The 12,981-nt window shown below is 43.6% G+C and carries 11 protein-coding genes; 4 read left to right on the top strand and 7 right to left on the bottom strand.

The annotated features are described in order from the left end of the window. Positions 1-196: 196 nt before the first annotated feature. Entirely contained in the window at positions 197-1,228 is a 1,032-nt protein-coding gene (locus tag PQ469_RS01100) for an IS110 family RNA-guided transposase (RefSeq protein WP_274211337.1), read from the bottom strand. A gap of 695 nt (positions 1,229-1,923) precedes the next feature. Between PQ469_RS01100 and PQ469_RS01095 the strand changes: the two genes are divergently transcribed. The 3 genes from PQ469_RS01095 (at position 1,924) to PQ469_RS01085 (ending at position 4,637) form a co-directional block, all read left to right on the top strand. Further along, on the top strand, positions 1,924-2,166 hold the full coding sequence (locus PQ469_RS01095; protein WP_274211336.1) for a hypothetical protein: 243 nt from the start codon (positions 1,924-1,926) through the stop codon (positions 2,164-2,166). A gap of 395 nt (positions 2,167-2,561) precedes the next feature. Continuing rightward, entirely contained in the window at positions 2,562-3,428 is an 867-nt protein-coding gene (locus tag PQ469_RS01090) for a Rid family detoxifying hydrolase (protein ID WP_274211335.1), read from the top strand. 600 nt (positions 3,429-4,028) lie between these two features. Next, complete coding sequence (locus tag PQ469_RS01085) at positions 4,029-4,637, top strand: murein L,D-transpeptidase catalytic domain-containing protein (protein WP_274211334.1); 609 nt, start codon at positions 4,029-4,031, stop codon at positions 4,635-4,637. A gap of 201 nt (positions 4,638-4,838) precedes the next feature. Here PQ469_RS01085 and PQ469_RS01080 read toward each other — a convergent pair whose 3' ends face one another. From PQ469_RS01080 to PQ469_RS01070, 3 genes are all read right to left on the bottom strand, one after another. Then, positions 4,839-5,087: a 4a-hydroxytetrahydrobiopterin dehydratase gene (locus PQ469_RS01080; RefSeq protein ID WP_274211333.1), complete on the bottom strand. Its 249-nt coding sequence runs from the start codon at positions 5,085-5,087 to the stop codon at positions 4,839-4,841. 219 nt (positions 5,088-5,306) lie between these two features. Then, positions 5,307-5,501 (bottom strand): hypothetical protein, encoded by a 195-nt coding sequence (locus PQ469_RS01075; RefSeq protein ID WP_274211332.1) that lies wholly within the window; start codon positions 5,499-5,501, stop codon positions 5,307-5,309. A gap of 63 nt (positions 5,502-5,564) precedes the next feature. Further along, positions 5,565-7,298: a discoidin domain-containing protein gene (locus PQ469_RS01070; RefSeq protein WP_274211331.1), complete on the bottom strand. Its 1,734-nt coding sequence runs from the start codon at positions 7,296-7,298 to the stop codon at positions 5,565-5,567. Positions 7,299-7,747: 449 nt separating this feature from the next. On the opposite strand from PQ469_RS01070, the gene purD reads away from it, so the two are divergent. Next, the gene (gene purD, locus PQ469_RS01065; protein ID WP_274211330.1) at positions 7,748-9,022 is read left to right on the top strand and encodes a phosphoribosylamine--glycine ligase; all 1,275 of its coding nucleotides are present in this window, start codon (positions 7,748-7,750) and stop codon (positions 9,020-9,022) included. Positions 9,023-9,118: 96 nt separating this feature from the next. Here the strand turns inward: purD and PQ469_RS01060 are convergent, their stop codons facing one another. The 3 genes from PQ469_RS01060 to PQ469_RS01050 all read right to left on the bottom strand — a co-directional run bounded on the left by PQ469_RS01060 (position 9,119) and on the right by PQ469_RS01050 (position 12,841). After that, positions 9,119-10,252 (bottom strand): TlpA disulfide reductase family protein, encoded by a 1,134-nt coding sequence (locus tag PQ469_RS01060; RefSeq protein WP_274211329.1) that lies wholly within the window; start codon positions 10,250-10,252, stop codon positions 9,119-9,121. 178 nt (positions 10,253-10,430) lie between these two features. Beyond that, positions 10,431-11,603, bottom strand: a complete 1,173-nt coding sequence (locus PQ469_RS01055; protein ID WP_274211328.1) for a TlpA disulfide reductase family protein — start codon at positions 11,601-11,603, stop codon at positions 10,431-10,433. 56 nt (positions 11,604-11,659) lie between these two features. After that, positions 11,660-12,841 carry a formimidoylglutamase gene (locus PQ469_RS01050; protein WP_274211327.1) on the bottom strand — a complete coding sequence of 394 codons (1,182 nt, stop codon included), beginning with the start codon at positions 12,839-12,841 and terminating at the stop codon, positions 11,660-11,662. Between the last annotated feature and the right edge of the window lie 140 nt (positions 12,842-12,981).

Raw genomic sequence — 12,981 nt, 5'->3', positions numbered from 1 at the left:
CCGTCTGCCCCTCTCTCCGACTGCGTCGCATAGAGGGGCAATAAAACCAAAATTGAGCTTCACCCTCTTTGCGGCGTAAGCCGGAGAGAGATTCTGTGTTAATTATCAAATTCTTTTTAATTTTGTTTTCTTAAGGCGGCTTTATGTCAGCCTGTTTAGGGCGGTATAACTTCGTGTTTTATTCGCCCTAACTCTTTTAAGCGGTTGCTATATTTTCTTTTTGTAAGTATTCTTTATCATATTTCTTTTCCGTTGTCCAGATCGTATAGATCATTTCCAGTATTTTTCGTTGTACAGCTACTACTGCCTTCATTTTGATCCCATGTTTAGATACCAGCCTGATGAATATGGCTTTAAAGCGCTCGTCGTGCCTTATAGCGGTTAAAGCTGGCATGTGCATCGCTTTCCTCAGATGTCTGTTCCCCCGCTTTGATATCCTTGGTTTTCCCTTGACTGATGTACCTGAGTCTTTTACGATCACATCCAGACCTCCCAAACTTACAACTTGCTTCTTATTCCGGATCAGTTCAAATCCATTGGTCTCGGCAACTGCTGTTACGGCCGTTAAACCTCCTACTCCTGGTATTGACATGATAAGGTTTATCTTTCTATGAAGCTCTTTGTCCAATTTTACCAGTTCGGCTATTTCCCGCTTGATCTCCTTTTCCTGCCCGTTGAGTAGTTTAATCCGTTGGTTTGCCCGGTATAAACTCCTATCGTTAGGAAAAGCTTCTGCCTGTTCTGCATGCAATTGATTTTTAGTCATTGTACGGTCGGCTACAATCTGGTCCCGTTCCCGTGTCAGCTGTTTCAAATCCCGGAATATCTTTTTAGGCTTCTGCCATACTTTAAGGTTTCTTTCTAATCCAAACTGGCAAATAGCCTCCGATGCTGTTTTGTCTGTGATCGTTTTTATCTCCAATGTTTTCATGTAACTACTGATCTTATTCGGCAGTATAATACTTACTTCAAAGCCCTGATCGCTAAGATGATAAGCTGCTTTTTCATGGTAAACACCAGTTGCTTCCATTACATAATGGACATTTACCTGGTTATCTGTATGTTTCTTTATCCATACCAATAACGCTGTAAACCCCGACGGCTTGTTGGCAAATGTTTTGTAAGCATACACTTCTTTATGAAGGGATCGATCCATCCGTCCTAAAGAAACTACCAGTTCATTTTGCGCCACGTCAATGCCGGCTACCTGTTTTAAAATCTTTGTCATCACCTGATTTGATTAATAATATCAAAAGTGAATAACCCCTCTTCGTTTGCTCTCCTGGTTGGATATCCTGGATATATCGCTATGCAATATTCCTTACATTCTGTTCAAACTCTAAAGGGTAAAAAGAAATGAGGCAGGATCTCTCTCTGAACATACCTTAATGGTTGTTGGGGTCGCCATCTGCTCTCATTTCCTTTTCACTTTATAATGCAAATCTATTTGCTTATATTATGATAACAAACATAGGAGGGTCGGCCAGCGTAGCGTAGCCGGGGTGAGTCGTAGCCGGCGTTCAAAGCCCAATGTTTATCCAAAACCCAATATGTCGTGGGTAGTTATCAAATTTAGGTAAACTATGAAGGAGGAATGACATTTAAAAATAAAAGACTGTCATGCTGAGGAACGAAGCATTTGCCAACTTTTCTATCGGTCATGCATAGCTGATAGATCCTTCGTTCCTCAGGATGACAGGAAAATGGGATTTGTAATAGGTAAGTAGGAAGGATCTATCAGCTATTCATTACCAATACAAAGGTTCCCGATAAATCCTTTGCGCCTACCATGATATGTTGAATTTTGAGCTGCGGAGGCTGTAAACAAGATTTTGTAACAATTTGGTAACGCCCCATCCGTCAAAATAATAATCCTTAAAGCCAGGCGTTTCTACATCATTATTTACAATACCCCTATTGATAATGAATATACAAGTTAACCTTGCCCAAATCCGTTTTAATACCGAAAGCAACGGCCATGACAAATGCTGGCGGCTGGTGCTGGATGGCCAAGAGGTCCTGGTAGAATCTGTAAACATCCAGGCCCCTGTTTTTACCTCGCGCGATTGGATTGAACCCATCGGCAAATTCAAACACCATATTTCTGTTGCCGATTGCCGCGTACACATCGACGAAGCCGGAGCTGCGCTGATTACGGCTGTTTGATAATAGATAGCACTCAAAACAATTTTGTCGCCCGGGCCCTTTTTAATGCTATTAAGTTAAGGAATTAAGATCGATTTAATATCGAACACCGAATGTCCAATATCGGATAATGAAGGAAAAATTTCGGCGTTGGACATTCGAAATTCAGTGTTCGATATTATTTGTCCTTTTGTTTTTCTTCACTTCTCCCGCGCTTTTTGTCCCCTCAGGGTCTCTTTGAAAAAGGCCCTTGGGGCCGCATGCCAGGTGAATGAGTCATCTCAACGTACAGGCGCATCCTCTCCCGCACTTTATGCTTCCAAAATCAATCTGTTATGCCTAAATAATCAAAAACTGTATCTGTTATGTTTTTAAATATTTGGTCAAATTTGTTGCGTTAATTTAAACTCAGGATCATGAAAAAGTACACCATTACGCTATTGCTTTTATTGGCAATATCTTTTGGCAGCAAAGCACAAAATACAACTATGAACACTACACAACAATCAGAAAAAACAGTAAGGGATTTTTTAGAAATCGTCCGTTCCGGAAAATCACCCGAAAGGGCTGCAGAATTTATGGCAGATTCGGTAAAAGCACATCAGCTTAATGCAGAGCACCCGGAAACCGTTGTCAGGACACCGGAAAACTACGGGCAGCATGTCAATGAATTCCTGCAAAGCTATGGCCGTTACCAATTTGAAATTACCGAACTTATTGCCGGTAACGACAAAGTTTATGCCCGCTGGAAACAAACCGGTAATCAAATTGGGGATGTGGACGAATTTAAATCTACAGGACTCCCTGTAACTGAAATAGGAAGCGCAGTTTACAGGGTTTACAACGGAAAAATAGTTGAATACTGGGTGCAGGTTGACAGGAAAGGTACAGAAATTCAGCAACAGAATAATGGGAAGGCTAAATCCGGCGAAACTAAAACAGGCCTGCCCTTTTCTGATGCTTATATTTACGGCGATGCATTGTATATATCCGGCCAGATTGGCATTGATCATACAGGTAAACTGGTAAGCAACGGATTTGAAGCAGAAGCAACACAGGTAATGGAAAACCTTGGCAAGGTATTGCGTAAAAATAAACTTAACTACCAGGACCTGGTCAATGTAACCATCTACCTTACCAGCATGGATAACTACGCTGCTGCCAACACTGTTTACAGCAAATATTTTCACCATAAATTCCCGGCCAGGGTTTGCATAGCCGTTAAGGAGTTACCACGCCAGGCGCAGATTGAGATTGCGGCGGTTGCAGGCTTTAATAACTAATTATTGCATGATGTCCCCTCAGGGTTTCTTCAATGCTATTAAGTTAAGGAAAAACAGAAGTAAAATAATATCGAACACTGAATTTCGAATGTCCAACACCGAAGTTATGTCCCCTCAGGGTCTCTTTGAAAAAGGACCCTGAGGTTGCAAGCAAAGCGATGAACTATTTCAATACAACAGGCCCCCTCCCTCTGGTTCCTCTCCTTGAAGCTATTAAGTTAAGAAAATGACAGGCTGCTCCATCGGAGCAAAACATTTGTAGCAATCGTAATTTAACATTTTTGCGTGCCGTAGGTACGCCACATAAGTTCCGTACCTACGGCACGGGCATTATTTTTCTATCTTTTCTACAAATGGTATACCCCTACGGGATTGAAAATGCTTAATCGCTTGTGTCCTCTCAGGATCTCTTTGAAAAAGGACCCTGAGGTCGCGTACCGGGCTATGGACTATTTTTACACATCAGGCATCCATTCCCTCAGGTTCCTCTCTGAGAGAACCTGAGAGGCCAAAAGGCCCGGAAAATTTTAAACGCTACCCCCTGAATACTAATTGCGTTTTTCAAACGTTTCACATCATCACAATATTTATTAATTACCGGTGAAACCTTATCTTAAATTCCTCGCCCTATTGCAGTTCCTGCTGTTAACCGCAGCCGCTAACGCTGCTGCCCCGCATATCGACGTTAACCGTACCAGGCAAAAGGCCAAACAAAGCCTTGCTTTTTGCAAACAGAAAGGCTACAATACCCGTTACTGTATTTTGATAGACATGAGCCTGCACTCGGGTGTTAAGCGATTTATGGTTTGGGATTTTCGTAAAAACGATACCATGATTACCGGCCTGGTAAGCCATGGCTGCGCCAGTGCGCCGTGGTCGGGCGTGTGGACAAAAGACAAACCCGTTTTCAGCAATAGTGACGGCAGCCATTGTACCGCCCTGGGGAAATACCAGATTAATGGCCGGGCTTACAGCGCCTGGGGCATCCACGTAAAATACTTTTTAGCCGGGTTGGAGAGCACCAATAATAATGCCTATGTCAGGCAAATCGTATTCCACTCCTGGGAAAAAGTTGCCGAAGCCGATGTATATCCCAACGGTACGCCCGAAGGCTGGGGCTGCCCCGCCATATCAAACAACACCCTTAAAATTGTCGATGCGCTGATCAGGAAGCAAAAAAAACGGATGCTGATGTGGATATATAGTTAGTGACGGGGCAACGATAAATTGACTGGTTGTATTTAGCCCAAAGTCTTAAGTTCTAAGGCAAAAGGCAAAAAAATCAACTTTATGTCCCCTCAGGGTCTCTTTGAAAAAGGACCCTGAGACCGCGTACCGGGCTATGAACTATTTTGTAACCGGCATTCCGATAGATTCATCTGCAAAAGGATCTCGCAGAACACAAAAACCTTAAACCGAAACACCTTCCAATATTTTATCAATAGAGGAGGCTAACGATCTATCCTTATCAGTAACGATATCTCCCTGGTCGTGAGTCGACAGCCAGATTTCAACTTTATTCCATTCATTTTTCCAGGTGGGGTGATGATTATTCGATTCGGCCAGCAAGGCCACCCGGGTCATAAAAGAAAATGCTTCCGAAAAGTCTTTAAATTTAAATGCCCTGTAAAGTTTGTTATCAATTTCCTGCCACATCATTTTTATTTTACCTCCTTCTGTTTAACAGGCGAAATAACATCGTGTTTTATTTATATCTGATAAGTATCTAATCTTAATTATTCAACTGCGCCATGCGAGCTACCTGAAAAAAGCCCCGAGGCAGGATGGCGGGCATTGAACTATTTGATGTGGCAAATAAATCTATTTACTTCGGTATAAATAACAACTCCTTCTATCAGAAAGTATTTCTGCAGCAAATTATACTTCCTTTTTTACCTGACTAAATTCAATTATCAACGCAGCGTCTGACACCTGGTCATCCAATCGCCTTGATGACAAAACAAGATACCAGCCTGCCGGCGCTAAAAATAAACAAAGCAAAAAGCTGGTGAAGCCCCCGATAACGCGCTTAGAGCCGATTTTGGCAAAAATAAAAGCTACAATGATCATCATGTGCAAAGCGGTGAAAAAGGTCGTCCTTAAAATAAACATAAAAAAGGAAAAGCCACTAATCAATTATTGATTATACGTCCACACATCACCCGACCGCATAGTAACCTGCGGGCTGGTATACAGCAGGGTGGTGCCGTCGGTATCGTAAACATAAAAGCGGCCGGTTTCCATCACGGTACTCATGTATAGTACAACCTGGTTGGGCCCGTGCGCTCTTTCAATATCGCCCCAGCGGGCGTTTGTTCTGTCGCTTATAAAAATTATTTTTTTTGTAAGCCACCTGGCGTGTAACGAATTGTGGCTCAAATCGCCGGTAGGCCCTGCGCCATAAATAATGCCGTATAACCTGTTGGCATTGGTTACAAACCCCATCGACACAATATATAAATCGGCTGCATTGTAATTGCCCAGCAAAAAGCTGCTGGCCGGAAAACTGGTCAGGCTGTTGCTTAGGCTGTATCTTAATTCCTGCCGGTTATGGTGCATTCCCATTAAATAGTAAGTGGCATTGTTGTACGTAAAGGCTTTTACGTCCTGTGCAACAAGATTCTCGGCCAGCGCATCGCCGGTGTAATTGAAATTTATCCCATCGGTACTTACCGCATGATGGACCGCTTTGGGCCTGGTTGCAAAATCATTAAAATACAAATGATAGATGCCGTTTTCAAGATAGGCAACATTTGATCCGTTTACATCGGCAGTGGCCCAGTTAGGGTAATTGGCCATATTTAAAAAGGCATTGCCCGAGCCGGTATTTGGGGCCCAGGCAATGCCATCGGCCGAGGTTGCAAAGCTGGGCTTATTGGCAACCGAGTTTTGAGCTAACGAAGTATAATACATCAGCCAGCTGCCATCTGGCTTCTTTAATACAGTTTCGTTGTTTACGTGGCGCCTGTCGCCATTGCCAATCACTAAAGTATGGGTGCCAAAAGTTAAAAAGTCGTCATAAGTAACCGTTGTAAATATCCGGTCGTTTTTTGCTGATGTATTGTCCCAGCCGCCATAATAAATATGCCAGTTGCCGCCATTATAAACTATGTTTGGCGCATATATATTAGGGTTAATAGCATTGGTTGTGCCCCGGATGATGGGGTCGCGGTCGTCTTGTGTCCAGTTGAAAATGCGGTCCGGGTTAAATGAGTCCGAACCTGCGTTATTAATCCGGTTTTGCCTGACAGCGTTATCATTGCCGGTCCATTTAAAATGATTGAAGCCGTCATCAAATCCCGCGGCAACTTCAGCCAGCTGGAAATAATAGTTGGGGCCATCGGCGCGTAGCCCGGTAACTTCTATTTTTATGCCGCTGGCATGCACAGTAACCGGCAGCGGTATGGTCACCGGCAAATCATAGTTGTCGCTTTTTTGGGGATTGGCAAAATTAGTGAACGATTTTGCTGCCACCCATGATGCACCCGTATAATAATAAATTGTAAAATTTAAGGGGAAGCATAAGCCTGCATTATTGCTGCCGTACCTTGGGGTAAGCTTCACATAATTTATATCAACGGCACCGCTAAAATAAAATTGAACAAACTCCACACCATTTGAACTTAAATGCCTGGCCGAGCTCCAGCTGGTAGCAGTATTACTGTCAATTGCATTTGATGCGTCCCACGTAGGATAGGTTGATGATGCCGAAATGCTGACAACAGGAATATCGGTATGTACCGGCGATATTTTCAGGCTTTGGCTGTTAGACGTAATTGCAGATTTTGTGTTTATTTCTACTACATCTTTGTTGCAGCCCGCAAATAAAGTAGCAATTATTAGAAGCAATATGCGCAAAATTTTACTCATGATAAAGGTTGGCAGGTTATTAACACGAGGTAGCGCGGCTGCTATTTAACGTAAATATATCTCAATATTTTATTCCCGTCAATACGCAAAAATAATTTTTTCCTGGCAGTGCCGAAAGGGTGATTGCGGGTATGCTTCGGTGTGTTAACGGGGGCCATCGGGTGGCCATTGGGTTCATTTCGGGAGCCGACAGGTACCAAACATCGCACCGTAATGTTGCCCGGAAAATTCGAAATTTCATTCAAAACAGGTGTTCGGGGCAAACTAAACCTAAATACATAACTAATTGATTATCAACAAAATTTATTTTTACACCTTAAACAATCCGAACACCTAAACAACTGTAAAACAACAAATTAACAAACAAAGCCCGAACACTGCCTGTATCCACTCAAAAAAGCGAACACCCATAGTAATGCTACTCATCCAAAAAAACTATCTTTGCCCCCATGAATATCCTGATCCTCGGTTCGGGCGGAAGGGAAAGTGCCTTCGCCTGGAAAATTGCGCAAAGCCCTAAATGTGAAAAGCTTTTTATAGCCCCCGGCAATGCCGGCACTCACCAGTACGGCACCAACGTTAACATTAAGGTTACCGATTTTGAGGGCATTAAAGCACTGGTATTGGAACAAGCCATTAACCTGGTATTGGTAGGCCCCGAGGAGCCGCTGGTAAAAGGCGTTCATGATTTCTTTTTGGCCGATGAGCAATTAAAAAATGTACCCGTTGTAGGCCCCCAACAGGAAGCAGCCCAGTTAGAGGGCAGTAAGGATTTCAGCAAGCAGTTTATGCAAAGGCATAACATCCCTACGGCTGCTTATAAAACTTTCACTAAAGATACTTTGCAAGAGGGTCTTACTTACCTGGCCACCGCCGGCCTTCCCGTTGTACTTAAAGCTGATGGCCTGGCCGCCGGAAAAGGTGTGCTTATCTGCACCTCGCTTGAAGAAGCCCAATTGGAGCTTACCCAGATGCTTGCCGAAGCCAAATTTGGCGACGCCAGCTCAAGCGTGGTCATTGAACAATTCCTGCAAGGCATTGAACTATCTGTCTTCGTAATGACCGATGGCAGTAACTACAAAATACTACCTGAAGCTAAAGACTATAAACGTATTGGCGAAGGCGATACCGGGCTGAACACCGGCGGCATGGGTTCAATCTCGCCCGTACCGTTTGCAGATGCCGCCTATATTAAAAAGGTTGAAGATTTAGTGATCATCCCAACTGTCGAAGGTTTGAAAAAAGATGGAATCCCATATAAAGGCTTCATCTTCATCGGCCTGATGAATAAAGATGGCGAACCTTGGGTAATAGAATACAACTGCCGCATGGGCGACCCTGAAACCGAAAGCGTAATGCGCCGCATCGACAGCGATTTTGTTGACCTGCTGCAAGGCGTTGCCGAAGGCAACCTTAACGAAAAGGAACTAATTATTTCGTCAAAAACTGCCGCCACCGTGGTTATGGTAGCAGGCGGCTACCCGGGCGAATACCTTAAAAATAAAGTAATAACCGGCACCGAAAACGTGCGCGACAGTATAGTATTTCACGCAGGCACCAGCCTTGACGGCGAAAACGTGATTACCACAGGCGGCCGAGTTTTGGCAATAACTACCTTGCAGGACAACATGTTTAACGCCCTGCAACAAGCCACAGCCGATGCCAGCCGTATTTATTACGACGGCATGTACTTCAGGAAAGACATTGGATTTGACCTGCTTTAGAAGGCAGTTGATTAGGTTGATTGAGTGAGTGGTTGATTGGGTTTTTACCTGGCTAACTTAATCAACCTAATCTAACTCAATCAACCACTCACCAAACTATATTTTCCCAAAAATCTCGGCAAGTTTATCTTCCAGATCGTCGCCGCGCAGGTTTTTGGCAATTATTTTTCCGTTGGGATCTAACAGAAAGTTTTGCGGGATGCCGCGAACGGCGTATAAACCTGCCGCTTTGCTATCCCAAAATTTAAGATCAGAAACGTGGTTCCAGGTTAGGCCGTCTTTGTGAATGGCAGCCAACCATTTGTCTTTAGCATTTGGCTTATCAAGCGATACGCCCAGGATGGTAAATTTTTGACCTTTGTAATGGTTATAAGCTTTTACCACATTGGGGTTTTCCCTGCGGCAGGGGCCACACCATGATGCCCAAAAATCAATCAAAACATATTGCCCGCGGAATGAAGACAGGTTGATAACTTTTCCGCTGGTATCAGCCTCGGCAAATTCCGGTGCAACAGCGCCCAGGGCTACAGCCTTAAGCTTAGGCATCCTCTCGCCTAATGCCTTACCTGCGTCGGTACTTTTTACAGCAGGCGTTAGGGCGTCATATAAAGGTTTAAGATCTACATAATCGGCGCTGTAGGCTAATGATTCAAGGGCATTCAGGCTGATGATTGAATTGGGGTTTTCTCTGATGAATTTTTTATCTATAGCCGCGCTCATCTCGTCAATCGCTTTTTCGTCGGCTTTTGCTTTTTTAATATATTCAGGAGAGGCCTTTTGCTCGTCCGTGGCCGCTTTCTGCTTTTCGTCCAAAGCGGTATAAGCTTCATTTACGGGCTTTTGCAGCAACTGATATTTCTCGTTTTCCTGGTTGGTTTTAGGGCCATCAACTGTCGCATTTTCTATTTTATCAGTTGCGTTTATGTTTATTAAACCAGGTTCAAGATAAATGGCCCGATAGCCATCGGCCTTACCCGTTCCGGTACCTTTTGAGTTAAACAATAAATAAGCGTTAAGTGGTGCTGCACCAACCGAGCCTGCAAAATGGAATTTACCATTAACCACGGCACATGAATCATAAATGGGTTTACCCTTCGGGAACCTGTATTCCAGGTACATTTTGGCAGGAGCATTAAAATCACCTATTTTACCTTGTATATCATACTTGTTATCCTGGGCAAAAACAATAGCAGGCCAAGTAGTTAATGCAAATAATATTATCTTTTTCATAAAGCGATAAAGTTTAAACTGCAATATAATATGTAAAAACTATATATTACTTATAGTCAACAAAAAGTTACATTGTTTTGGATTTACTCAAACAATGACAATTAACCACTCAACAACTTTTTAATTTTTTCGAGCCAACACAATCAACCTAATCTAACCCAATCAACCACTCACTAATCTATATCTTCCCAAAAAGCTCAGCCAGCTTGGCATCAAGGTCTTCGCCACGAAGATTTTTGGCGATGATCTTTCCATCGGGGCCAATCAGGTAGTTTTGTGGGATGGAGGTTACCGAATAAAGGGCCGCGGCAGCGTTATTCCAATACTTAAGGTCAGATACCTGGGTCCAGTCCAATCCATCACTTTTAATTGCCGCAAGCCATGCCGATTTGCTGTCGGCCCTGTCTAACGACACGCCAACAATGGTAAAGTTTTTGGTTTTATACTTATTATAGTTACGCACCACGTTAGGATTTTCCTGGCGGCAGGGGCCGCACCACGAAGCCCAAAAATCAAGCAAAACATATTTTCCCCTGAATGATGATAATTTAACCGGTGTGCCGTTTACATCGTTTTGTACAAAATCGGGCGCAATTGCACCTATTGCTGTAACCCTTAAGGCATCAAGTTGTGCTTTCAACACCTTACCCGCTTCGGTATTCCGTACGTCGGCCGAAAGCGAGTTGTACAAAGGCTCAATTTCACCCGGATCAGGAGCCGGGCCACCTACCGAACTTAAAGCCAGCAAGCTTAGGTAACTGTTGGGGTTATCGGTTATAAAGCTCTTTAAGGTATAGCTCTGCAGCGTTTGCAATGCTTTATACTTACTTTGTATAGCGCTTTGAAATGCAGGCGACTTCTGTTGCTCAGGTGTGGCAGCCTTAACTTCGGCCATCAGGTGTTCGCCGCGCATGTTGATGCTTTTCAGCTGGGCCTGCAGTTTAATATTATCAAGGTTAAGCTGCGAACCGGTTATCTGCGCTTTTGAAACAGAATCTTTACTGGTAATAGTCAGCGTGCCTTTATCAATAAAAAAGTTAAGGTTATCGGCATTTTTTGATAATGCCCGGCCATCGCTATATTGCTGGGTAAATTTTTCTATCCCCAGGCCTTTGTAATCAACCACCAGCGTGGCATTAACCGGGTTTAGCATCGAACCTTTGAAACTAAAAACACCATTTACAACATCGGCCGAATCAATAACGCTGTTGGCGCCCAATTGATACGATAAATAAACTTTTGCAGGCGCGCCTACATTACCCAATTTACCATTTATAGTAAAGGTATCGTTACTTTGGGCATATGCAATGGCCGGTAATAAGGCTATAATTAAAAAAAATATTTTCTTCATCAGAGTTAAAAACTATAAGGATTGATAACGTTAAAATGCTGCTATAATTGCAATTATCAGTTTAATTTTTGATAAGTGCGCCACCAAAGGTCGGGCAACTCGCCGGATGTGGCCGTTTTATAGTCGGCATAGCTACAGGGCACCAGGTGGAAGCGTTCGTTTTTTGAGCCCCCCGTTGGGTAAGGTACCTGCATCCACCAGCGGTCGGATTTTTTGCTTTTTACAAATACAACCTCCTGGTCTTCATGCTTCAGGCTGGTTTTGTAAATAAGGTATTGTGATTTTGGATTGAGCGGAAAATCGCGCTTACGGCCGTAAAACCCATCAATAAAATACCAGATCATCTGCGCCAGCAACATAGCCGTTTGGCCATTATTATCGTAGGCCGGGTTAAACTCATAAAAACCTATCGAGCTTAGCTTATCGTTAAACCCCGCGTAGCGGCATAGCTGGCAGGCCTCCTGCCCGTTAAAGCCATTGGGGGTAGCATTGGCGTTGCCTGCAGCATCAGCCGATCGGATGGCCCCCACATCAAAACTTACCATGCTGGCGTTACGGATGGCAGGCTCGGTTACGGCAATGTTGCCGCTTAGCTCGCCAAGGCGGTGTACATCAAAGTAAAGCTTATCCATCACCCGCAAACTTTCCTGGCTGGCAAAATAAGTTTGGTACCCCAGGTTGCTAAAATTGAACAGGTAATTGGGTTCGTGCAAAAATATTTTGTTGAGATATGATTGCGAAGTTGTTTCCAATCCTGCCGGGGTTTCGTCCTCATCAAGGTCAAAACGGGCATCTACTACTACCAGGTCAACCTTCTGTTCCAGGTCTTCGTAGCCAAGGTATTGGGCGTAGGTTAAATCCTGCCCGCCACCTAAAATAATGGGGATAATATCTTTTTTCACCAGTTCGGATACCACGGTTTTAAGGGCAAAGTAGGTATCAGTAACCGATGCGCCTGCTGCAATATTGCCCAGATCGGCAATTTTTAAGTTATAGCCACCTTCATTAAGCTGGTAAAGTTTTTCGCGGATATAGTCGGGGCCAAGGGCGCAGCCCTGGTTATCGGTAGCATTTCTATCGTCCATAACGCCAATAATGGCCATGTCGGTTTTCTCCTCAAGGTCGGGAAAATCGACAGAATAATGCACAATTTTATCGCCAAGCTGACTGGTATAGTAGCCCTTTTTAGGAGTGATCTTTTTCAGATCGATGGGTTTAAAAAAATCAGCTAAGGACATAATGTTCGATGTGCAAATGTGCAGATGTGCAAATGTGCAGATTGATGGGCAGATGTGCAAATGATTGATGGGCAGATTTCAGGTGAACATTTTTTGTCTGAACTGAATTTTCAGAATTAATGAATGAGTAGAATTGACGA

The sequence above is a fragment of the Mucilaginibacter sp. KACC 22773 genome, from assembly GCF_028736215.1.
In the GTDB taxonomy this organism is placed as follows: Bacteria; Bacteroidota; Bacteroidia; order Sphingobacteriales; family Sphingobacteriaceae; genus Mucilaginibacter.
The sequence above is the reverse complement of the archived record's forward strand: the minus strand, read 5'-3'. Positions and strand labels throughout refer to the sequence as shown.

Excerpts from the sequence above, each read along its gene's own strand:
- PQ469_RS01090 (WP_274211335.1), top strand. The coding sequence starts at position 2,562 with ATGAAAAAGTACACCATTACGCTATTGCTTTTATTGGCAATATCTTTT.
- purD (WP_274211330.1), top strand. The coding sequence starts at position 7,748 with ATGAATATCCTGATCCTCGGTTCGGGCGGAAGGGAAAGTGCCTTCGCC.
- PQ469_RS01075 (WP_274211332.1), bottom strand. The coding sequence starts at position 5,501 with ATGATGATCATTGTAGCTTTTATTTTTGCCAAAATCGGCTCTAAGCGC.
- PQ469_RS01095 (WP_274211336.1), top strand. The coding sequence starts at position 1,924 with ATGAATATACAAGTTAACCTTGCCCAAATCCGTTTTAATACCGAAAGC.
- PQ469_RS01055 (WP_274211328.1), bottom strand. The coding sequence starts at position 11,603 with ATGAAGAAAATATTTTTTTTAATTATAGCCTTATTACCGGCCATTGCA.
- PQ469_RS01050 (WP_274211327.1), bottom strand. The coding sequence starts at position 12,841 with ATGTCCTTAGCTGATTTTTTTAAACCCATCGATCTGAAAAAGATCACT.
- PQ469_RS01070 (WP_274211331.1), bottom strand. The coding sequence starts at position 7,298 with ATGAGTAAAATTTTGCGCATATTGCTTCTAATAATTGCTACTTTATTT.
- PQ469_RS01060 (WP_274211329.1), bottom strand. The coding sequence starts at position 10,252 with ATGAAAAAGATAATATTATTTGCATTAACTACTTGGCCTGCTATTGTT.
- PQ469_RS01100 (WP_274211337.1), bottom strand. The coding sequence starts at position 1,228 with ATGACAAAGATTTTAAAACAGGTAGCCGGCATTGACGTGGCGCAAAAT.
- PQ469_RS01080 (WP_274211333.1), bottom strand. The coding sequence starts at position 5,087 with ATGATGTGGCAGGAAATTGATAACAAACTTTACAGGGCATTTAAATTT.